At 29.0% G+C, this 23,076-nt stretch carries 17 protein-coding genes, 2 pseudogenes and 1 other annotated feature; of the genes and pseudogenes, 17 read left to right on the top strand and 2 right to left on the bottom strand.

What is annotated here, in order from left to right; all coding sequences use genetic code 11:
- The first annotated feature begins 570 nt into the window (after positions 1-570).
- From E4100_RS05040 to E4100_RS09400, 14 genes and pseudogenes are all read left to right on the top strand, one after another.
- The gene (locus E4100_RS05040; RefSeq protein ID WP_135270950.1) at positions 571-1,290 is read left to right on the top strand and encodes a hypothetical protein; all 720 of its coding nucleotides are present in this window, start codon (positions 571-573) and stop codon (positions 1,288-1,290) included.
- Positions 1,291-1,491, top strand: coding sequence for a PF20097 family protein (locus E4100_RS05035; protein ID WP_135270949.1), 201 nt, complete (start codon positions 1,291-1,293; stop codon positions 1,489-1,491).
- 905 nt (positions 1,492-2,396) lie between these two features.
- Positions 2,397-4,112, top strand: a complete 1,716-nt coding sequence (locus E4100_RS05030) for an ABC transporter ATP-binding protein (RefSeq protein WP_135270948.1) — start codon at positions 2,397-2,399, stop codon at positions 4,110-4,112.
- Between the two features lie 2 nt (positions 4,113-4,114).
- Positions 4,115-5,080 carry an ABC transporter ATP-binding protein gene (locus E4100_RS05025; RefSeq protein WP_135270947.1) on the top strand — a complete coding sequence of 322 codons (966 nt, stop codon included), beginning with the start codon at positions 4,115-4,117 and terminating at the stop codon, positions 5,078-5,080.
- Positions 5,080-5,865, top strand: a complete 786-nt coding sequence (locus E4100_RS05020) for a hypothetical protein (protein WP_135270946.1) — start codon at positions 5,080-5,082, stop codon at positions 5,863-5,865. The genes E4100_RS05025 and E4100_RS05020 overlap by 1 nt, the downstream gene beginning before the upstream one ends.
- Positions 5,866-6,007: 142 nt before the next feature.
- Positions 6,008-6,264 (top strand) — a binding site (T-box leader).
- A gap of 101 nt (positions 6,265-6,365) precedes the next feature.
- Entirely contained in the window at positions 6,366-6,881 is a 516-nt protein-coding gene (locus E4100_RS05015) for a tryptophan transporter (RefSeq protein ID WP_135270945.1), read from the top strand.
- Positions 6,882-7,214: 333 nt separating this feature from the next.
- Positions 7,215-8,219, top strand: coding sequence for a BMP family lipoprotein (locus E4100_RS05010; protein WP_135270944.1), 1,005 nt, complete (start codon positions 7,215-7,217; stop codon positions 8,217-8,219).
- 64 nt (positions 8,220-8,283) lie between these two features.
- Positions 8,284-9,828: an ABC transporter ATP-binding protein gene (locus E4100_RS05005; protein ID WP_135270943.1), complete on the top strand. Its 1,545-nt coding sequence runs from the start codon at positions 8,284-8,286 to the stop codon at positions 9,826-9,828.
- On the top strand, positions 9,825-10,904 hold the full coding sequence (locus E4100_RS05000; protein ID WP_209315278.1) for an ABC transporter permease: 1,080 nt from the start codon (positions 9,825-9,827) through the stop codon (positions 10,902-10,904). The genes E4100_RS05005 and E4100_RS05000 overlap by 4 nt, the downstream gene beginning before the upstream one ends.
- The gene (locus tag E4100_RS04995) at positions 10,897-11,826 is read left to right on the top strand and encodes an ABC transporter permease (protein WP_209315277.1); all 930 of its coding nucleotides are present in this window, start codon (positions 10,897-10,899) and stop codon (positions 11,824-11,826) included. The genes E4100_RS05000 and E4100_RS04995 overlap by 8 nt, the downstream gene beginning before the upstream one ends.
- A complete protein-coding gene (locus E4100_RS04990; protein WP_135270941.1) occupies positions 11,819-13,135 on the top strand; it encodes a dihydrolipoyl dehydrogenase family protein in 1,317 nt (438 codons plus the stop codon). The genes E4100_RS04995 and E4100_RS04990 overlap by 8 nt, the downstream gene beginning before the upstream one ends.
- 68 nt (positions 13,136-13,203) lie before the next feature.
- Positions 13,204-13,824 (top strand): HAD family hydrolase, encoded by a 621-nt coding sequence (locus E4100_RS04985; protein ID WP_135270940.1) that lies wholly within the window; start codon positions 13,204-13,206, stop codon positions 13,822-13,824.
- A gap of 576 nt (positions 13,825-14,400) precedes the next feature.
- Positions 14,401-15,587 (top strand): annotated as a pseudogene (locus E4100_RS04980) (IS256 family transposase).
- Between the two features lie 2,112 nt (positions 15,588-17,699).
- The gene (locus E4100_RS09400; protein WP_209315276.1) at positions 17,700-17,918 is read left to right on the top strand and encodes a DDE-type integrase/transposase/recombinase; all 219 of its coding nucleotides are present in this window, start codon (positions 17,700-17,702) and stop codon (positions 17,916-17,918) included.
- A gap of 806 nt (positions 17,919-18,724) precedes the next feature.
- On the opposite strand, the gene E4100_RS09395 is transcribed toward E4100_RS09400, so the two are convergent.
- Positions 18,725-18,925: a hypothetical protein gene (locus E4100_RS09395; protein ID WP_209315275.1), complete on the bottom strand. Its 201-nt coding sequence runs from the start codon at positions 18,923-18,925 to the stop codon at positions 18,725-18,727.
- 381 nt (positions 18,926-19,306) lie between these two features.
- Positions 19,307-19,828, bottom strand: a complete 522-nt coding sequence (locus E4100_RS09390; protein ID WP_209315274.1) for a transposase — start codon at positions 19,826-19,828, stop codon at positions 19,307-19,309.
- A gap of 266 nt (positions 19,829-20,094) precedes the next feature.
- Here E4100_RS09390 and E4100_RS04965 point away from each other — a divergent pair, with 266 nt between their 5' ends.
- From E4100_RS04965 to E4100_RS09595, 3 genes and pseudogenes are all read left to right on the top strand, one after another.
- Complete coding sequence (locus tag E4100_RS04965) at positions 20,095-21,384, top strand: radical SAM protein (protein ID WP_135270939.1); 1,290 nt, start codon at positions 20,095-20,097, stop codon at positions 21,382-21,384.
- Positions 21,356-22,822, top strand: coding sequence for an ATP-binding cassette domain-containing protein (locus E4100_RS04960; protein ID WP_135270938.1), 1,467 nt, complete (start codon positions 21,356-21,358; stop codon positions 22,820-22,822). Before E4100_RS04965 ends, E4100_RS04960 begins: the two co-directional genes overlap by 29 nt.
- Before the next feature lie 144 nt (positions 22,823-22,966).
- A pseudogene (locus E4100_RS09595) lies at positions 22,967-23,032 on the top strand (hypothetical protein); the annotation flags it as partial.
- Positions 23,033-23,076: the final 44 nt, after the last annotated feature.

Raw genomic sequence — 23,076 nt, 5'->3', positions numbered from 1 at the left:
ATCACAAAATAAACACATAGACTGATTTAATACTATTATTATTTTCAAGGGAAAATGCTCATTAAAAAAATTATATAGAGTTATTTATAGCTAAAATTAAATATTAATAGATTTTGTGATTAATCAATTAATTATATTTTCCTCTACAAATATCATCATAAACCATTGGTAAAAAAGAGTCATTAAGGCAAAGTGGAACACCAAATTCATTAAATCTAGATCAGGTAAACCTTGAGAATTACGAGGATAGATATTGATAATAGGCATGATATCTTTCTTGTGAAGGTAAGCATAATTATCATCAGCATCAAAAGAATTATTCACATCCTAAAGCCTTAAATCTTCATAAAGATTGTTATCAAAATCATTAGAGATATCATAAAGATTTAATTTCTTAGATAGAAATGGTACAAGATCCTCCTTTCTGTTTTGAGTTATAAACAATTTTATATTATAAACATACTAAAAATGGGGAGAATCCAGCCATTTCAATATATAAAAAGGCAGTAAATATGCGAGTTATAGAATCCTGCAACGAGCTATATTAATTAGATAAAGGAGAAATTTATTATGAAACTCAGGAAAAGAATTGTATCTTTGTCAGTAATCGTGATGCTTGTAACCACTTGCATTCCTAGTTATGCCAATACGATTGATAGTAAGTCTAATAACAAGCTATTTACTAATTTATTCTATGAGGCCGATGATGATGAGGTAGTTCTTTATTACAAAGAGCACTCGATACAAAAAAGAGATATAGACCTTGAAACTGGGGAAATTAGTAAAAACAAATTAAAGGAAATTGCAATAGAAAATGATAATTTCCAATCAAAAATGACCGCTAGCACAAGTACAAGGATACCATCACCTTATAACGAAGCTGTAATAGAAAAGGTTTTGTCTGCCCCTAGATTTGGGCAACGAACTACGACATATTACTTGACAACAAAAAGTGGCATGGATTTAGCTAAATCATTGGATTTTAACTTTAGAGACAATTTTATATTATTATTATCAGGGTTCATTCCTAAGGTTGGTCCAGTTATTTCAGTTGGAGGATTTTTTGCATCTGCTAGAGATGCGGATTTAGCTAGAAAAATAAGAGATCAAACAGATAAGGGATATAATGTGGAGTGGAGCGCTACAAAAAATCAATATGGTACTTTTTATGCAGCTGATTATTGGAATGGAAGTACTATTGATTTAAGTGTAATTAATTCTGATATTACTACAGAAGAAATAACTTCTATAGCTTATAGAAAAAAAATAGATAATAAGGAGATTAATTAAATGATATGTCCATATTGTGGAGAAAAAATGGAAAAAGGGATAATTCATGGAGATAGATATAAATTGAAATGGATTGCAGATGAGAAAGATAAGGGGCCATTCTTACAAATGTTTATAAAAGGTATAGAATTAGAAAAAGAAGGAAGTGGAGTAGAAGCATATTATTGTGAAACAGATGGAATAATTCTAATAAAAATATAAATAGCCTCAAGAACCAAGGTTTCAATATCTTTAGAATAAAAAATTTTAGAGAGTGGTTTTATCTACTACAATTTGATTTAGAAATCAACTTAATTAAAGTTTTAATAGCTAGTGATTTGTATGAATTCCGTTCTAAAGATTAATAACAAGAGAAATCAATGGATAAATAGGCTTAGATAAACCTTGAGAATTACGAGGATTGAGATTGATAATAGGCATAAGATTTTTCTTGTCAAGGTAAGCATATTTATCATTAGCATCAAAAGAATTATTCACATCCTGAAGTTTTAAATCTTTATATAGATTGTAATCAGAAACATTAGAAATATTACGTAGATTTAATTGCTTAGATGGAGATGGTACAAGATCCTCCTTTCTGTTTTGAATTATAAACAATTTTATATTATAAACATACTCAAAATGGGGAGAATCCAGCCATTTCAATATATAAAAAGGCAGTAAATATGCGAGCTATAGAATTCTGCAACGAACTAATATTAAGAATTTAAAGGAGATTTGTATATGACATTAATTGCTATAGCTACTGTTGTATTCTTCATTGGGATTATTGTATTAATTATGTTTCTCACACATCGAAAACAATGAAATAATAATCTAAGGGTCTATTTGAAAAAATAATAAATAATAAATTTTTAATTTTATTAGCAATGTTAATGATTATTAGCAATGTTAATGATTATTAGTAATGTTGATGATTATTAGTAAATTTTTAAAACATAGCATTATTCAGAGATATCTTTCAGAGGTATATGGCACATATGTTTGATTCTGGATAATTAAAACAATCATAAATAAAACATCTATTTCTTCGCTATTTAATAATGATATAATAGTTAAAAATTACATTTTAATTTGGAAAAATATATTCAAAGGAGTTACTATGGATGAAAAAACATATTTTAAATCATAAGTTTTTATTGTTTTTGAGCATTATAGCAGTGATTATAATATCCCTTGTTGAGGCTTATCAAGCTATTTTGTTTCAGACTGTCATTGATACAGCTACAGGGACTCTCCAATTGGAATTTTCAAATTTGTTTTTATATGTGATGCTCTTCTTACTAGCGGTGTTTATATCTGAAACATTTTCAAAAACAAGTAATGCTGCTTTAAATGCTTCAGTTATGAAGGATTATAAACAATCAATTATAAATAGTTTCCTGGGCAATAATAATCAGTCAAGATTAACCAGTTCAGAGTTAATATCTACATTAGATAATGATGTTAAAATAATAGAGAATAATTATCTTAATAGTTTGATTAGCATGACTAAGGATATATTTTTGTTTATAATATCCTTGTTTCTCTTATTTAGAATAAATGTAACACTTACTTTATCAATACTAGTTTTAGGGTGGATACCTGTTGTTGTTCCACAGCTATTTACTAAAAAGAATCAATTATTGAAGGAAAGGTATTTAGGGAAAGTAGAAGTATTTGTAAACCAAGTCAAAGAAATTGCACAAGGATTTGAAGTAATCAAAGGATTTAACATAGAAAATAAGATTTTAAATAAATTTTCGAATATAAATGAAGAAGCTGAACAATCAAAATTTAAGTCAGATGCTTTTACAGGTTTTCAAGGTGCAATATCTATTTCATCTGGATTTTTAATGTTTTTTATTAATTTATTAGTTGCAGCTTATTTTGTTATACAAGGAGACATAACTCTTGGACAAATGATTGCTGCAGTACAATTAATGAATTATATCGTTAATCCACTTATTTCAATTTCCAAATATTTAACAAACATTAGATCAGTTACCAGAATTATTTCAACTATCAATGAAAAAGTATTAGATAATAAGGGTGAATCAAGCCAAGAAACAAAGGAATTTACTTTTGATAGAAATCTTAGAATAAATGAGTTGAGCTATTCCTATAATAATCGGGATAAGGTAATTTCAAATATAAATTATATTTTTGAAAAAGGTAAAAAGTACGCTATTGTAGGAGAAAGTGGCTGTGGGAAAAGTACTTTATTAAAAATATTGATGAAGCAGATAAATGATTATCAAGGGCAAATTAGTATAGATGATATCAATATAAAATCATTTGATGCAAAATCATATTATAGTAAAGTGGCATTAATACATCAAAACGTATTTGTGTTTAAAGACACCTTTAAAAACAATATATGTTTATACAATGAGTTTTCTGATGAAAAAATTAAAAATACAATCATACAGTCTGGACTTACTAAAACTATGAACATACATAATGCAGGCTTAGACACATTAGTTGGTGAAGGACACGTTGAATTATCAGGTGGGGAATTAAATAGACTTTCTATTGCAAGAGCCTTGATAAAAGATGTGGAAATATTATTAGTAGATGAGGCCACATCAGCCTTAGATAAAGTCATGGCATATGATATTGAAAAAACAATATTGGGATTAGATTCAACTATCATAGCCATAACACATCGAATAGATGATAACATTTTGAAGAATTATGATGAAATTCTAGTTATGAAAGATGGGGAAATAGTAGAATCTGGGAAATTACAAAAATTAATTACTAATAAAGGTTATTTTTATGATATGTATTCTAATGCGCTGCTTTCGCTGGGGGAAAAAGAACTTGTTGGAGGAGTTTAAGTATGAGTTTAAGTATTATGGAAATTCAAAATTTACATAAAACATTTGGGAATAAAAGAAATAAAACTACTGTTTTAAATAATGTTTCATTCAATGTAGAACAAGGAACTATACATGGATTATTGGGCAATAATGGGGCAGGCAAAACGACATTAATAAAATGTATAGTAGGTTTATTGGAACCAGATTCTGGTGATATTTATTATGAAAATGTTGACATATTAAAAGACAAAGATATCAGAACAGATAATATTTCGGTACTTTTAGATGGTGGACGTAATTTATATTTATACATGACAGTAAAGGAGAACATAAAATATTTTACAATGCTTCATGGTATAACTAATTACCAAAATACAGATAGATTTAAAATGATAGTAGAATATCTAGATATTTACAATATATTAAATACAAAAGTTAGTAATCTATCATTCGGAATGAGACAAAGGGCTTCTCTTGCTGTAGCACTAGCTTGTGATTTTAAACTAATAATTTTAGATGAGCCAACAACAGGATTAGATATACATTATCAAGAAGAATTAACAAAACTCTTATTTAAACTCAGAAAAGATTTTAATATTACTATTATAGTAAGTTCTCATGACATGAATTTTATTAGTCACATATGCGATTATTGCACATTATTAGATAGTGGCAATGTAGTAAAGAGCGGATCAGTTAGTGAGTTTATAAATATATTTGGCAATAGTCATTATATTTTATTTTACGATGGAGAACTGAATTCAGAAAATATTTTAGCAATAAAGAGGGATTTAAAACATGTAAATATAAATGAAACTAATAAGGTGATAGAAGTTTTATGGCCTAATGAAGAAAGTTTAACCTATATGATGAATTATCTCCATAACCAAAATATTTTTATTAAAGAAATAAAAAAAGAAAATAATTTGAAGAGTTCGATTATAAATTTGTTAAATAATAATGAAAATATGGGGGGTGTAAAATAATGGTTTATTTGTATACAGCTTTTGCATCAGCATATAAAGAACTTATTTATAAAAAACGCTATTTTTTTAACACATTGTTTTCAATGATAATGTTTTATATAATTTTTTTCTTGATTTTTAATGGATATTCACTAATAGCAAATAGAAGTCAATTGTCACCACTTAACTTAGGAACATCTTTATCAGGAATTGTTGTTTCATATTATGCTTGGACCATGATTTTATCAATATATACATCTACAGCATATATAGTTCAACAAAATCAACAGTTTGGAACATTAGAAAATATAATGGTACATTCAAAGAATCTTTCTTTTTTATTGGTATCAGAAAACCTTGTAAATATGTTGTTTTATTTTGTTTTCTCATGGATAAATATATTTGTGTTTTCAAAAATCTCTAATATAAGTCTCTATATAAATTTTTTTACAGTCATGTACATAATAGTAATAGGCTTAATTTCAGTATTAGGAATAAGCCTTGTAATGGCAGGAATATCTTTAATATACAAACAAATCAATAACTTCATGAATATAATGCAATTTTTATTGCTAGGGATACTATTTTTAAAAGATACTATAATATCTAGGCTGTTTCTGCCTTTTTATCAAGCAAATAAATTACTTCAAGATTCTTTTATAAAAAATCTGACATTTAAAAATTTTACGATTCATGATCATTTATTGTTGAATTTGAATGCTATAATTTTTTTAACAATAGGTTTAATTGTTTTTAAAAAGTGTTTAAATAAGGCAAAAATTAAAGGAACATTAAATTTCTATTAGGTATTTAATGAGATTAGCTATATTTTGAGCAGTTGAGGACATAAAATAAATGATACTGTTTGTTGTCTCCATGACTTTATGTTAAAAACTTCTCTAAATTTAGTAGTTGTATCATATAATAATATGTACTATAATACTATTTAATAATCCAATGATTAGAAATAGTAACTAAAGAATAAGTTATAGAGAGTTGAGGATGGTGGAAACTCAACACTGATTTCTTTTGTGAATGGATCTAATAGGAGCAAGCCGAAATCAAAGTATTCTTTGAGAGTAGTTCTTGACGGGAGCTGCCCGTTATAGCGGATAGGATATGAATGTATCTGAAAATGAGATATACTTATGTATTTGTAATAAGTATAAATTAGGTGGCAACGCGAATCTAACTTCGCCCTATTGTTTTAGGGCGGAGTTTTTTTATTTAGGTGGTGATTTAAATGTTGTGAAAGTATGTGATAACTCAAAATAGAATAATATTAAATTTAAGGAGAGGATTTTTTATGAATTTAAAAAAGATGATTTTGACATCCATATTTCTAGCTATTGGTCTTATACTTCACCAAGCTATGCCATCGATATTATTTGGAATGAAGCCTGATCTCATGCTTTGCATGATGTTTATCGTTTTATACTTGAATATGAAGGACTATAAAATGGTCGTTTTGATAGGGATTATCGCAGGGCTGTTTTCAGCATTTACTACTACTTTTCCATTTGGACAGATTCCAAATATCGTAGATAAGATAATCACAGCAAATATTGTATTTTTACTATTTAAATTTATGGATTCAAAAGTGAAAGACCAAATTCAAATTGTCATAGCCTCGATTTTTGGGACTTTTGTAAGTGGAGTAGTATTTTTAAGCACTGCACTTTTTCTGGCAGGTTTACCAGGGCCGTTCAGCGCATTAGTCATCGGAGTGGTTTTGCCTGCAGTATTGCTAAACACATTGATGTGCGTATTTTTATTCAATATAGTTAAAGCATCTTTAAAAAAAGCAAATAGAGCATATTGAAATTATAATGGTCTATGTATTGGCAAAAATATATAGACCATTATTATATTTTATTAATAGTTAAAAAATTAACAAAATAAAATAGCTAAAAATGCGTTATTTTCAATCAACATCCTGTTATTTTATTTTTATAAAGCCATAATAGGGCAAATAATTTTGTTGATTAGCCTATATACATTTAAAAACTATATGTTATAATTTTCTTATAGAGCTCTTAACATGGGATTTAAGCCTAATTACAAATTTGTTATCAATATAAAAATAAATTGTATATATGATAAAAATTTAACAATAAATCCCATGAAAATATTAAATATTTAGGAGGTAATTGCGATGAAAAGAAAAGTTGCCATTTTGTTAGTTTTTATTTTAATGGCATCCACAATTTTTACTGGTTGTAGTAGTTCAAAGACACAAAATGGTGATTCTTCAGAGAAGACAAAAGTGGCTTTGGTCATAGCGGGAGGATTGGGCGATAGATCATTTTATGATTCAGCTCATGAGGGGGTTGAAAAAGCTAAACAAGATTTAGGCATCGAGTATAAGGTGTATGAGTGTAGAAATGATGCTTCATTGTATAACGATCAATTAGTTCAAGCATCTCAATATGCATCTATAGTTGCAGTAGTTGGATATGAATTTTATGATGTGGTTCAAGAGATTGCAAAAGAATTCCCTGAGGTATATTACATATATGTAGATAACGAGATAGAGGGAATAGACAATCTAATTACGATTAGCTATGCAGAGAACGAAGGTTCATTTTTAGCAGGAGCTTTAGCTGCAATGCTCACAAAGACCAATACAATTGGCATGGTTGGTGGGATGGATATTCCTGTCATAAGAAACTTTCAAGTAGGATATGAAGCTGGAGCTAAATATATAAACAAAGATATTAAAGTGGAGACAATTTTTGCTGAAGATTTTGAAGATCCAGCTAAAGGGAAGGAATGTGCTACAGCAATTTATTCAAGAGGTGCTGATATAATTTTTCAAGTGGCAGGGAAAACTGGTGAAGGAGTTTTCGAAGCTGCAAAAGAACAAGGTAAATACGCAATTGGAGTTGATACTGATCAAAGGTATATAAATCCAGATGTGATCGTAGCGAGCATGGTTAAAAAAGTTGGTCAATCTATTTATGATACTATAATAAAGATACAAAATAATGAAATTGAAAAAGGGAAAGTCATTTATTATGGCTTAAAAGAAGACGGAGTTGGACTGGGCTATGGAACTGATGACATGAAACAATTTGTCACTGATGATATGAAAGCTAAACTGGATGAAATAAAAGAAATGATTGTAAATGGGGAAATAGAGGTGCCTACTGCAAAATAAAGAAAATGGAGAAGTATTTTATACTTCTCCATTTTATAAACTTTTATTGAAAGAGGTGAGCTATTTGGCTGAAAAACTAATTGAATTAAAGAATATATCAAAGCAATTTCCTGGCGTTTTGGCAAATTCAAATGTGAATTTAACTATCAACAAAGGTGAAATACATGCTATCATAGGGGAAAATGGTGCAGGTAAAACTACATTGATGAATATATTATATGGGCTGTACGAGCCGACACAAGGCGAAATATTCATTGATGGCAAAAAAGCTGTGATTAAGAGTCCGCTCGATGCAATAAAGCAAGGCATAGGAATGGTGCATCAGCATTTTATGCTTCTTCCATCACTAAGCGTTGCTGAAAATGTGGTCTTAGGTAGTGAGCCAAAGAAAAAGAAATTTTTTATGGATTATGACAAAGCAATAGAAATTACAAAGAACTTAGCACAAAAATACGGTTTTAAAGTGGACCCTCGTGAAAAAATAGAGGCTCTTTCTGTTGGTGTTCAGCAGAGAGTTGAGATCTTAAAAGTGCTATATAGGGGCGCTGATATTTTGATATTAGATGAACCAACTGCTGTATTGACACCTCAAGAAACCGATGAGCTATTTAATGTGATTAGAAAGTTAGTTAGCGATATGAATAAAACTGTCATAATAATCACTCACAAGCTACAAGAAGTCTTGGCAATTTCAGACAGAGTAAGTGTGATGCGTCAAGGAAAACTCATAGGAACCCTGCCAACTCAACAAGCCGATGCAAAGATATTAACTGAAATGATGGTGGGAAAAGAAGTTTTGTTTCATGATTTACATAGAGAAAAAGTTTCAGGAGAAAAAGTGCTTGAAGTCAAAGACATTAAAGCAAAAGACAATCGAGGATTGACAGTACTTAATGGAGTATCTTTCTCATTGAGAGCTGGCGAAATATTAGGTGTTGCAGGTGTTGAAGGAAATGGCCAATCCGAATTAGTAGAGGTTTTAACTGGGCTTAGAAATCTAGAGGATGGGGACTATTTTATAAATGGTAAAAAAATAACTGATGTAAACCCATCAAACATGAGAAATTTAGGGATTTCTCATGTGCCAGAAGATAGACTCACAATGGGCTTATCGAAAGAAGCGAGTTTATGGGAAAATTTACTGATGGGACTTCAACATAAAAAACCATTTGTCGTAAAGAAAATTCATTTAAATAAGAAAAAGATTTTTGAAAGAACGGACAATTTGATTAAAGAATACGATATCAGAGCTATTGATAGGTATATGAAAGTTAAAAAACTCTCAGGCGGCAATATGCAAAAGGTCGTAATAGCCAGAGAATTCTCATTTGATTCACCGATTTTAATCATTGCACAGCCAACTAGAGGTGTAGATGTAGGTGCGACTGAGTTTATACACAACCAAATCATGAGGAAACGAAATGAAGGAGCTGCAATTTTATTAGTTTCTGCAGAACTCGATGAAATAATGCGACTTTCTGATAGGATAATCACTATATATGAAGGCAGTATAACTGGAGAATTTAAAAACAAAGAGGTAACCAAACAGACATTGGGATTGTATATGACAGGGAAACAAAACAAACTCAAAGGGAGTGAAGACAATTGAGAGAAGCAATGAAGAAAATAAACTTAAGCTACATTATATCCTTGGCTCTTTCAATTTTTGTCGCTTTAATCATTGGCGCTTTAATCATGCTAATAAACGGGAAAAGCCCATTTATAGGATACAGTGCCCTTTTTAGTGGAGCTTTTGGTTCGAAATACAATTTGGCCACTACATTTGCAAAGACAGTTCCTCTAGTTCTTACAGGTTTAGGTACTGCAATTTCTTTTCGAAGTGGAATATTTAACATAGGAGGAGAAGGGCAACTTTATCTAGGAGCTTTTGCTGCAGCGTATATAGGTATTACTTTTACATCTTTGCCATTCTTTATAGGCATACCTTTGGCGATAATATTTGGAGCTTTAGTAGGAGGGTTATACGCTTTTTTACCTGGGATTTTAAAAGTGAAATACAAAATTGATGAAGTTATCACCACGATAATGTTAAACACAGTAGCTGTGCTCTTTACATCTTTCCTAGTCAATTATCCCTTTGCCACTACACAAGGGAAAATGAACGGAACAGAGATAATTGCTCAAAGCTATCACTTGAGAAGACTAGTGAAATTATCAACATTAAATACCAGTATATTTTTCATGAGCTTCATTGCAATTGTCATATATTATTTAATGGAAAAAACATCTATTGGATATGATTTCAAAATGGTGGGACAAAATAGGATGTTTGCGAGATATGGTGGTATTAATGACAAAAAACAAATGCTTATAGCAATGGTAATATCTGGTGCTTTATGTGGTATGGCTGGAGTATTTGAAGTATTAGGAGTGCACTACAGATTTTTGCAGAGTATTTCTCCGGGATATGCTTGGGATGGAATGTTAGCATCTCTTATGGCTAAGAACAATCCAGTAGGAGTGGTATTGATGGCTATATTTTTGGGAGCATTAAAAACAGGCTCTGTGTCTATGGAAAATGCAACATCGATTCCTTCGGAATTGGTCATGGTCATTCAAGCAATTATAGTATTATTTATTGCAGGTGAAGCTGGATTTAAAGATAAATTCGTTTTGCTAAACATAAAGAGAAAATCAAAGAAAGCTGGTGAAACAAATGCTTAAAGAGATTTTCAACCTAACCCTTTTACAACATACTATAAGAACTGCCACACCTATCATATTGGCAGCTTTGGGAGGGCTTTTAACTCAACATACGGGAATGCTAAATATAGGAATGGAAGGCATGATTTTACTTGGTGCATTTTTTGGTGTACTCGGGAGTTATTTTTTTGGTTCATCTTTAATGGGAGTGCTCTTAGCTAGTTTAGTTGGAGTAATTATCGGATTGATATTTGCTATTTTTGTGGTTGAATTAAAGTCAGATGAGTTTATAGTAGCGATAGCAATAAATATGTTTGCAAGTGGGCTTACTGTATTCTTATTGAGGAGCATTTTTGGAGTAAAAGGCGCTTTTTCTTCTCCAGATATAGTTCCTTTACCTAGAGTGAACTTTTCTTTTCTGGAGAATGTGAATTTCTTAGACAAAATTTTTAACAATCATTCGATATTTGTGTATATAAGCTGGATTTTAGTCGCTTTAATATATATATACCTTTATAAAACACCTCAGGGAATATGGCTTAGAGCGTCTGGGGAATATCCTGAAGCTCTCTTAACAGCAGGTGTGAGTGCTAAAAAAATGAAATATAAATCTTCAATCTACTGTGGTGTTTTATGTGGGTTTGCTGGCGCACATCTTTCTTTGGGTTATCTCACACTTTTTTCAGAGAATATGAGTGCAAATAGAGGATTTATCGCAGTTGCAGCTATAATATTTGGGAAAGCAAACCCGATTATGACATTTATTGCAGCACTGATGTTTGGTTTTTTTGATGCTTTAGGGATAAGACTACAAGTAGTAGGAGTGCCATCGCAATTTACTCAAATGATTCCTTATATCGCAACCATTGTAGCTTTATTTATAGTTACAAATAGACAATTGCAAAAACATAAGAAAAGCAAAGGGGAGAGAGAACTTGCTTGAAAAAAATTACGATTGTTTGGTGATAGGCGGAGGGATTGCAGGTTTATACTGTGCAAAGATCCTTGTAAATTCAGGTAAGAAAGTAGCTCTTATAGAAAAAGAAACTCTTGGGGGCACAGCATTGAGATGGGGAGCTTTGCCTGTAAAAATAGCTTCAGATTATTTTAAAAATAATAGCGAAGATGAATTTATACCTTATTATAGAAAGTCATTAAATAAATTAGAAGAAAAAATTGATCTTCTAATTCAAAAATCAAATCTTGATTTATTTTATGGAGAAGGTGAATTCATTGATGAAAATACATTTTTAGTAGGAGAGTATTTAATAAAAGCTTCTCATATTGTCATAGCGACCGGAACTAGTCCCAAAAGTACAAAAGAATTTATAATAGACAAGGAAAAAGTAATAACATATAAAGAAGCAGCTAATTTCAACCAGCTTAAGGAGAAAATAATAATTCTAGGTGCAAACGTAGAAGGGGTAGAATTAGCTAATGTGCTATCAAAATTAAATAAAGAGATTATTTTAGTGGAAAAAAAACATCTGATTTTGCCTGATGATGATTTTGATTTAACTTATCCGATAGAAAGAGATTTGGTAGAAAACAATGTTACAATAATGACAGATTCAGAAGTTATAAAAGCTTATACAAAAGATGACTGTGTCGAGGCAATATTAAAAGATGGAAGCACTATTGTGGCAGATAAGCTATTAGTAACTATGATGAATAAACCAAATATCCCTAAAGGTGTAGAGAGATTAAATATAGATTTTGATGAAAATGGAATAAAAGTAGATAATAACTTTAGGACGACCCAAGAAAATATATTTGCCATAGGCGATGTCAATGGGAAGCTTTGCATGGCTCATGCAGCTATAAATCAAGCAATTCAAGTTGCTGAACATATAATCTATAGTAGGGAAATCCACCAAAATTATGATAACTTACCAAGGGCTGTGTTTGTTTCTTTAGAGATAGCTGGGGTAGGCATAAATGAATCGCAAATAAAACATGACAGATATAAGATTGGAATCTGTGAGTTTAAAGATACATGGAGAGCTGTTTCAAAATTATATGTAGAGGGATTTGTGAAAGTAATAGCTGATTTGAATGACAATATAATGGGAATATGGATGGTAGGCAAAAATGTATCTGAATACATAGGGTTAATGGATTTATTATTTAAAAAGAAAATAAATGCACTTGACATTAAGAGAGGGCTAATAATCCACCCTACTTTAAACGAAGCTGTTTTAGAAGCAGTGTTAAATTTAAAAGAAATAGATAAAAAATGCACTAGACAGTAGTGCATTTTTTATGCTTGCAATCAATTATTAAATATAATAACATAAAGGTTGACGAAAGGAGAGATAAGATGAAGTATGAGCATATTGTATTTGATGTAGATGGAACTCTTATAGATAGCGAATATTCAATATTAGCTGCATTAGTAGATACTTTAAAAGAAATAAAAGGGAAGGATTATACGATAGATGAATTAAGATATGTATTGGGCATTCCCGGAGCAGAAACACTGAAATTGTTTGAAGTCAAAGATGTTGAATATGGGCTTGAGTTGTGGTTAAAAAACATGGATAAATACAAAGATACTATAAAGGTTTTTGACGGGGTAATAGAAGTGTTGGAATTATTGAACTCAAAAGGCTATAAACTGGGCATAGTCACATCTAAATTAAGAGAAGAATTCGATCATGATTTTGACCGATTTGACCTAAAGAAATATTTTTCAACGATTGTATGTGCTGATGATACTATTTTACACAAACCTTACCCTGAACCATTGCTAAAATATATGGAATTGAATGAACTCAACAATAAAGACCTCATTTACATTGGAGATACAGAGTACGATTACAAGTGTGCAAAAGGTGCAAATGTAGATTTTGCTTTAGCTTTGTGGACTGAAAATTCCCATGATGAGTTAGATGCAGAGATTAGGTTATATAAACCTCTAGACATAATCAAGTATGTATAAGATAGAGCAAATTAAGTATTTACTTAATTTGCTCTTCTTTAATTTCTGCAGGTATTGTTGTTATAAAATATGCATATAAAGAAAATAAAAAAAGCAGCGAATGAAAAAGGTATAGAAGCAGAAATAAGAGCTGTAGCAGAGAAAATTTAAAAAATATGCTGATAAAACAGATGCCTTATTACTGGGGCACAAAGTTGGGTATATGATTAGTGAATTCATACAAAAATATGAAAAAAAATTTAGCAGTAAACGTTATAACATAGATTATGTAATGATTAAGGATAAAAGCATTAGATATAACACTGATTTAATGTATTCGATGTTTGTAGCAATCTGGTAATATGTCAAGAGATATTTTTTAAAAGGAACAAAAGAAAAAATTAAAAAAGCGTAACTTTAACAGAACCTACTATTTCAAAAAAAAAAAAATAGGCTTGTGATTGAAAATATTTTATTGAATCTCTGAGACTGTGAAATAGTTTGTGTATGAAAATCCTCCAGGTTAAGGTAAAATAAAAATAACTTAACTAGGAGGATTTTGTTATGGGAAGAAAAAGGCCAGAAAGAAAGAATGCTATGTTAATCAAAGCAATACTAGAATCTTATCAGCCAGAAACGGCACAAGATGTACAGGAGGCTCTAAAAGATTTAACAGCAGATCTGATGGAGGAAATGTTAATGGCTGAATTAGATGACCATTTGGACTATGAATATGGTGAAAAACCACTTAGTTTAAATACAAGAAATGGTTATAGCACAAAGACAGTAAAAGGTACTAATGGAGAAATGGAAATCAATGTACCACGAGACAGAGATGGAAGTTTTGAACCACAGGTAGTAAAAAAGTATGAAAAAGACATCTCAAATATTGAAAATCAGATAATATCAATGTATGGAAGAGGCATGACCACAAGAGATATATCTGCTCATATTCAAGAAATTTATGGATTTGGGCTTTCGAAGTCAACAGTATCAAGGATAACAAATAAAATACTTCCAACAATTGAAGAATGGCGACAAAGGCCACTAGAGAAAGTATATTCTTTTGTTTTTATGGATGCTATTCATTACAACGTAAGGGATAATGGAGCAGTAGTAAAAAAGGCTGTATACATCGTTTTAGCATATACAATGGATGGCTTAAAAGAAGTCCTAGGTATGTATGTTGGTGAAAATGAGAGTTCAAAATATTGGTTAATGGTATTAAATGATCTCAAAAATAGAGGAGTAGAAGATGTGTTGATATTTTCTACAGATAATTTACCCGGGTTTAGCCAAGCTATAACCGCAGTTTATCCAAAAGCAGAGATTCAAAAATGCATAATTCATCAGATTAGAAATTCTACAAGATATGTAAATTACAAGGATATACGTGAATTAATGAAAGACTTAAAGACAGTGTATAAAGCAAACACTGAAGAAACAGCATTAATACAACTAGGGTACTTTGAAGATAAATGGGGCAAAAAATATCCTAGTTGTATAGCAAGTTGGCGGAATAACTGGGCTGAATTATCAACATTTTTTAAATATCCACCAGAAATTAGAAAGCTGATGTATACAACAAATACCATAGAAAATTTTAATAGCAACTAAGAAAAGTAACAAAGGATAAGACAATATTTCCTACAGATTTTTCTTTAGAAAAGAGCCTTTATTTAGCAATGGTAAATGCCACATCTAAGTGGACATCAAGGATGAGGGGTTGGGATCAAATACTAGCTCAATTAAATATATTCTTTGAAGATATCTTAAATAAATAGCCTAAAAAAGAAATAAGATGTGGATTTGATGGATAATTGCTATGCAATTAACCACAAGCTCCACATCTACTGCTACTACTAATTTAGTATATTTCATTAAAAAGCTAAAGAACTTGACAGCTTAGCTTTGCTATGTAAAAATATACTAAACGTAATAAATAAATTTTTGATTTTTACGAAATCTAATCAACTTAATTTTAATCTAAAAATAGTTTTAAATTTAGTCAAATTCCTTAATCTGGAATGATGAAACACAAACTATTTCACACTACCCAGGAAAAAAACATGACATAGCGCTGGATAAGCTTAGTGTCAAGGAATATGAAGACCCTTTTAAGGGGTTAGTAAGTAATACTAATGTTCTTTTAGGCGCTGGCCGGTAACAGAGGCTTATAGCCTCAGAGCAAACCACCCGTTAGACGGGTGGTCATTGCAATTATCATAGAATATTTATATAAATGATTTGATATTGCAATTTAGGATATTTTTATATATAATTATGTCAGCGTAATACTATTATACGCAAATATGATTAAGGAGGGAAAAATCAATGGTTAAATTAATTGAAAAATCAACTATTAACGGGGACAAGTGTCCTCAAAGAAGTAGAATTAATTAAAAAATAAGATAGGTTGACCCATAAGTTCATGTAATGCTAATATTTGCAGAGGCGATTATAAAGTGTTTTTCCAATTAAGGGTTAAGATTACTTTTTATAAGACTCGTGTGCTTAGGTATCGCCATACTTATTAAACAAAAACTGGCTTTTGAGTCACCTATCTTATTTTAAAAAATTTTAGATGTTCTATTTTGCAAATTCTATTGTACAGTATTTTTATTATAAATAAAATTTTTGCAAAATAATAAATAATAATTTAAGTTAAAGTATAACTCTTTTTAAATAATTTTATATTATTTTAAGCAACTTAATAATATGTCAAATAAAATGAAAATAATATTAAAAAATGCTAAAAATTTGCATAGTAAAACACTTTATGTAAAATAGATTATTATAAAGAAATAAATTATATAAAGAAATAAATTATTCGATTTGACCGTTTCGCTGGAATGGAGTTTATTTTCTGAGAAAAAACTCAAAAAATAAACTAATAAATTTACTTATATTTTGTGCAAGTGGTCTTTTGTGTTTATGAGTATTTGTTTTATCGTATTTAGCTTGATGAAATTTTTAAGAAATTGAATCATGATGGATAACGCTACTTGCAGTTTAAAATAAATATATTACATATTTATTCCAGTTTATTCTAGCATTATCAGATGAAAAAGGCATTGACTAGTTCCCAAAATGCTTTTTTAATAGCTTAATCAACAACTTTTATTTCTTTTTAAAAAGTCTTAATGACATTAAAAGAATAAACAATTGAAACATTGATATGATCATATAATCCTTTAATTAGGCAAAAAGAATCTCAAGAAACATTTTTAAAAGAATATTTGTTTATAATAGAAGAATTATTCAAGGCAATTCTTGCCATTTTCAACTAAAAAAGAAGATAAGTATTCTAAAATATGAATAAACAATATTATCAAGAGTTAAAAATTTATATAAAGCAACATTAGAGTATATTAAGCCTAATGGTGTTAGTATATAAGTGTGGGCACGAAAAGTTTAACACGTTAAAATAGGTTGTGAGAAAGGTATGTTAAATAATGTCCAAAACAGTATCCGGTATACGTATGATTTTAAGAAACAAATTATTGATCTGTACAACTCTAGCCAGCTTATCTTAGAACGGAGCCGTGAGATGGTTTAGTAATGGTAACTATTTATAAGTGGATTAAACAGCATTTTGCAGTAAAAAAATAGCTAAAAATAAGGAAATTACATCCAAGGAATTTCAAGCGATGCAAAAATGTATTGTTGAACTTAAAATGTAGAATGAAATATTTAAAAAAGCTACTGCCATATTCGTAAGAAAATGATAAATGAAATCATTGTATTTATCGAAAATACAAGTCAAAATATACTGTCAAACTTATATGCAAGGCTCTAAATTTCCCTAGAAGTACCTATTACAAGGCCTTAGTTCATGTATCTTCAAAATGTCGAAAAGAGGCCAACAAATTTTAAGGAGAGATAAGAAACAATGGATGGATGGACATATCTTGCCTTTGTCTAGTAGAAAGATCATAGGTTACGCTTATGGAACTTCTATGACTGCAGGTTTAACTATAAAAGCAGTGGAAAATGCATGTTTAAATGTTGTTAGCACGGAAGGGATTATTCTACATAGCGATTTAGGTTCACAGTACACTGGCAATGAGTTTGAAAGTTTTCTTGCTTCAAATGGTATAAGTACATTCTTTTAATAGGAAAGGAAACCCATATGATAATGCTTGCATTGAATCTTTTCATTTGTATTAAAAAGGGAAGAAATTAATCATCATAAATACTATGATTTCAATGTTGCTCTTAAGGCATTATTTGAATATAAAAATCCTGGTATAACAGAAAAAGGATTCATAGTTCTATTGATTATATGACCCCACAAGCAGTATATGAAGCTGCTAGTGTAGTGTCGTTAAAGTTAAACTTTTGTCTATAAGTTTTTGATACGAGTCCAACAAGTATATAGGATATAATTTGAGATATAACAATGACCAACCTTCTTTAGAATTTGTTGTGTGTCAATTCAAATTATAACAGCAGATAGTTGTAAAATGTAATTTCAAAGTTATCAACAGATAACAAATTTTAAAAAAATAAAATAACAAGATATACACGAAAAAGAGCATCACAAAATAAAGGCATAATTTAAACCTTTTGAAAAAGCTATAAATTTTTAAAATTAAGCAATCAATGATTTGATAGCTAGTGGTGTTTCTGAATTATTAGTTCTATACATTAGGAAAAAAGCAATTAATTGTGATATACAAGCAAGCAGGATATCTGATTTTAAAGATGTAGTATTTCTAACCTTTGAAGATAATAATTGCATAAAATTCTTAATTTAAGAAATTGAACGTTCAATGATTGCTCTTAGCTTATATAAGAGTTACCATTTTAAACTATCCCTAGGCATAGATGTGTTAAATCTAAAGTCATGATTAGCAGTGATTTGCTTTATTCTACCACATTTAGATGGAGTACATGGTTTATCACATTCTAATATATATTAAGTTTTTCCTTTGATTCTAGTTTTCTTAGCCTTAGGACAGATATATTTAATTCTGTCTGAACGTCCTTTTTCACGGGTAATACCATCGTAAACCATAGGTAATGAAGAATCATAGGGATAAAGTGATACACCTACTTCATTAAATCCAGGTTGAGGCAAAGACTGTTCATTACGAGGATTAAGTCTAATAATTGGCATGATATTCTTCTGGTGAAGATAAGCATAGTTATCAACTACATCAAAACCAGAGTCACCTAGAAAGTAATTATATGTGAAATTAGGATGAAATTGAAAATATGTCTCCAGAGTAGGAATTAATGATTTAGAATCATAAGAATGCTTAGTTTCCTGAGGATATTAATCTAATTCCAGGTTATTAATAGAATCGAAGAAATTAACGTTTCTAATTACATCTAGACCATTGGTAGTAAAGATGCACTTTTGAAAATAGCCAAAATGCCCATTTAGATAAGCAAGCTTCACATCATTATTTGAGGATGCTGTTTTAGGCATTTGACTTTGGACATATTTTTCTGGATCAAAGGTAGAATCGAGATTATCCTTAGCAAGAATCTTAGTTTAAGTCTTGGATCTATGAAGGATAGACTGATAAAATTTAGTATCATTCTCAGCAACATAAGCTTCAAATTCAGTAGTATCAGAAACTAGGATAGAAGATAGAAAAGGATTGATTTTCTTAGATATATCTTCAGTTTTGTCAACCAGATTATGAAAAAGGTCATTAAAATCATCTAGATATTCTGACTTAAACCTAGAAAATTGCGATTTATGAGGCACTCTTAAGAAACCACAAAACTTACGAATATTAGGAGATATAGATAAAAAAGTAATTAAAAGATCAATAGAAGGAATCGATAAAATATTTTTAAGTATAAAAGCATTTAACATAGATTCAAGTGAAAAATCTCTTTTAGAACCTAATTTAGAATAATAATTTTGATAAAAAGAAAAAGGGATAAAATCACTTATATTAATAAATTCATCAAGTAAAGTTAGTAAAGTTTCTTGATTTTGATTATAGAACTTATCAAAGTCTTTGGAAACATCACAAAAGTTTAATTGTCTAGCTGAAACTGGCATAGGATTCTCCTTTCATCATTTGTTTTGAGTTATACACATCTTGTCAATGATTATATACCCAAAACGGAGGAATCCAAGCCATTTTTATAAATAAAAGGCAGTGTTTATGCGGGTTTCAGGATTGTGCAACTAGTTATTATAACAGAAAAAGGGGGTCATTGTTTTTTATTCTATAAAAACTCTTAAACCCTTGATAATATAAAGGTTTTAATAAAAAAATAGGAGTGCCTTATTGACACTACCCGATTTAAAGAGGAGATAAATATATGAAAACTTCAATATTTAAATATTATAATGGTTCAAAATCAATTCTTATAAAAAATCTGAAAAACTTTTGTATTATAGAAGTTGATAAAAATTTTTTGAATTTAGATAAGCAAGAAACTATTATTACAAATGAAAATTTAAAAAAGTTGAATTCTTTAGATTTTTTTGAGACAATTAATCAAAATGAAGAAATTTTAGATTTTGTTATAGTTACTAATACTGATTGTAATCTTAAGTGTTCTTATTGTTATGAGTCTGGAATTAAAAAATATGAAAAAATAAATATTAATGATGAACAAATATTTAATTTTATTCAATATAATATATCTAAATATCCATCGAAAAATGTTTCTGTGGAGTTTACTGGCGGAGAACCAATAAATAATTTTGAATATATATATAAATTAGTTAATTTACTTAAAATTAACTTTCCTGATAGAAAATTTAAATATTCTATTATAACAAATGGGACTTTAATTGAAAAAGAACATTTAAATTTCTTTGATTTAAATAACTTTAGTATGCAACTTTCTCTTGACGGGTCAAAAAAATTCCACAATAATGAAAGAAAAGGCAAAGATTTTTTTAATACATATGATTTAATCTTAAATAATATAAAATTAATTTTAAGGGAATTTAGTTCAATTAATTTATCGGTGAGAATTAATGTTAGTAATAAAAATTCAGATTCAATTATCAATTTGATTGAGGAATTAAATAATGCTATAATTCCGGTTTATAGAAGTAAATTTTTCTTATACTTTGATTTTGTAGATGTTCCTCAAAAGGATGTAAATTACATTGTTGAAAATGAAAAATATGATTTGTTAATGAAATTGTATTTTAGTTTATATAAAAGTGGTTTTGAGTTAAGTGGAGAATATGTAATTGGTGGAAATTGTATGATTAAAAATAATAATTCTGTTACAATTTTACCTAATGGAGATTTAATAAAATGTTATTCTCTTGTTGATAACGAAAACTATGTAGAAAATAAACTATCTGAAAATTGTAAAATAGATATAGCAGATATAAACCCATTAGTTACTATATGTAATAATTATGGTTGTAGTATGTATTATTTATGTAAAGGTGGTTGCCCTTATAAAGAATATGTAAAAATCGGTAGTTTAAATAAATATTGTAATCCTAAGCTAATAGAAATGGTAAATAAAATATTGTTTGTTTTTAAATTAAATAACTATGGTTTATTGAGTAAAAATATAGATTCTATTGATGATTTGATTGAGGAGTATAATAATGTTCAAATTCATAAGATTTGTTTCTAAAAAGACACTAAATACATACATATTTATTAAAGCTGTATTGAAAGTTTACTATTTAATTGCTCCATTGATTACAATGAAGTTTATTGACAGTGTTATGCAAAAGGATCTTGAAAAACTAAAGTTTTTTGCTTTGTTAAACATATCTATTTTTTTAGTGGGGCAATATTTAGATTATTTATTAGATGTTTTTATGGGAAAAGCTTATAGTGAAAGCTACATCAATATTTTTAAAGAAATAAATTATAATCTTGAGAATTACAATTTAATAACTGAAAAATTAGATGAAGAAAAAATCAATCAAGAAATAGGACAAAATTTTGAACTGATCAAGCCTTTTATCTTTGAATATCCAATAAATATAGTATTTTCTGTAATTACCATAATTTTGATTTTTTTAATTTCATTCCAATTGTCTCCTTTAATTGCAGTGTTGATGATAATAGTAGTTCCAGTGTCTGCTTACATATCGTATAAATATGGACGAATCATTTCAAATTATGCATCAGATCATCTAGAAGATATGGAAGAGGTTAAAGGGTACATGGTTGATCAATATAAGCTTACAAAAGAAGAGCGGTTCTTAAATGTTAAGCAACTGACACCTTTGGATAAATTTTTCAATAGATTTTCAAATAATTTATTAAAAAAAACGAAGGCGGAAGCCTTTATAAATAATATATTGATTTATGGGATGCTAAACGCTGCAATATTGGCAACAGGAATCTTATCTGGTTGGCTTGTATTCATTGATAAAATAACTATTGGAGTGTTTACTGCTTTTCAAATTTACATTTCTCAGTTTTGGACTCCCATCGAATTTCTATTTGAAGCTAGAAGTAATTATTTATCCGTAAAACCTGCCATAAATAATTTTCAAGAGTTTTTAAATCTATCTAAAATTGAACTATTCGACGAAAAAATTAACAATATAAAATTATTTAATTACGTTGGCTTGGATGAAAATGGAGTTGAACTTCATAATCCATTAACATTAAATTTGGAGCGCAATACTTTAAATGTGATAATGGGCGATAATGGTGTAGGGAAAACTACATTAATAGAAGGAATACTAAATATAACGGATAGATATGAAGGTAAAATTTTAATAAACGATAAATCACCTGAAAAATTATCAAATGATATAGTATACATACCTGGCAATTCTTATATAAGTAAATATGGAATACTCAAAAATAGATATAATGGATCTTTGGGACAGAAAAAATTAGCACAAATAGAGTTAGCACTAAAAACAGACAAATCGGTTTATATTTTTGATGAACCTACAAATTATTTAGATGTTAACAACAAAATCATAGTTTTAAATAAAATCAAGGATTTATTATCAATGAATAAAATTGTCATTATTGTCACTCACGATGAATTAATAACTAAAAATGATAATATTAATTTAATAAAAATAGGTGCAAAGAGATAGATTTCAATCATGAAGCTGTATATATTAAAATTATTGAAATAGTATTTGATGGTATTGAGTAGGTGTTAATATGATAATATTAGAAAATTTATCAATAGTATTAAATAACAAAAATAGAGAAATTCTCTCTAATTTAATTTCTCAATAAATTCTAATAAAAAGGTTGCATTAATTGGTGAAGAAGGAAATGGAAAATCGACGCTTTTAAAAACTATTTCAAATCCGATTCTATTTGACTATAATTTATATTTTGA

Origin of the sequence: Soehngenia longivitae, from assembly GCF_004684055.1 — a bacterium.
Lineage (GTDB): Bacteria > Bacillota > Clostridia > Tissierellales > Tissierellaceae > Soehngenia > Soehngenia longivitae.
Note: the sequence above shows the minus strand (reverse complement) of the source record. Positions and strands in the feature narration are given on the sequence as shown.

Excerpts from the sequence above, each read along its gene's own strand:
- E4100_RS04995 (WP_209315277.1), top strand. The coding sequence starts at position 10,897 with ATGCTTAAAGAGATTTTCAACCTAACCCTTTTACAACATACTATAAGA.
- E4100_RS09390 (WP_209315274.1), bottom strand. The coding sequence starts at position 19,828 with ATGCCAGTTTCAGCTAGACAATTAAACTTTTGTGATGTTTCCAAAGAC.
- E4100_RS05030 (WP_135270948.1), top strand. The coding sequence starts at position 2,397 with ATGAAAAAACATATTTTAAATCATAAGTTTTTATTGTTTTTGAGCATT.
- E4100_RS05020 (WP_135270946.1), top strand. The coding sequence starts at position 5,080 with ATGGTTTATTTGTATACAGCTTTTGCATCAGCATATAAAGAACTTATT.
- E4100_RS05035 (WP_135270949.1), top strand. The coding sequence starts at position 1,291 with ATGATATGTCCATATTGTGGAGAAAAAATGGAAAAAGGGATAATTCAT.
- E4100_RS04960 (WP_135270938.1), top strand. The coding sequence starts at position 21,356 with ATGTTCAAATTCATAAGATTTGTTTCTAAAAAGACACTAAATACATAC.
- E4100_RS05010 (WP_135270944.1), top strand. The coding sequence starts at position 7,215 with ATGAAAAGAAAAGTTGCCATTTTGTTAGTTTTTATTTTAATGGCATCC.
- E4100_RS05025 (WP_135270947.1), top strand. The coding sequence starts at position 4,115 with ATGAGTTTAAGTATTATGGAAATTCAAAATTTACATAAAACATTTGGG.
- E4100_RS09400 (WP_209315276.1), top strand. The coding sequence starts at position 17,700 with ATGGATGGACATATCTTGCCTTTGTCTAGTAGAAAGATCATAGGTTAC.
- E4100_RS05015 (WP_135270945.1), top strand. The coding sequence starts at position 6,366 with ATGAATTTAAAAAAGATGATTTTGACATCCATATTTCTAGCTATTGGT.
- E4100_RS05040 (WP_135270950.1), top strand. The coding sequence starts at position 571 with ATGAAACTCAGGAAAAGAATTGTATCTTTGTCAGTAATCGTGATGCTT.
- E4100_RS09395 (WP_209315275.1), bottom strand. The coding sequence starts at position 18,925 with ATGCCAATTATTAGACTTAATCCTCGTAATGAACAGTCTTTGCCTCAA.
- E4100_RS04965 (WP_135270939.1), top strand. The coding sequence starts at position 20,095 with ATGAAAACTTCAATATTTAAATATTATAATGGTTCAAAATCAATTCTT.
- E4100_RS04985 (WP_135270940.1), top strand. The coding sequence starts at position 13,204 with ATGAAGTATGAGCATATTGTATTTGATGTAGATGGAACTCTTATAGAT.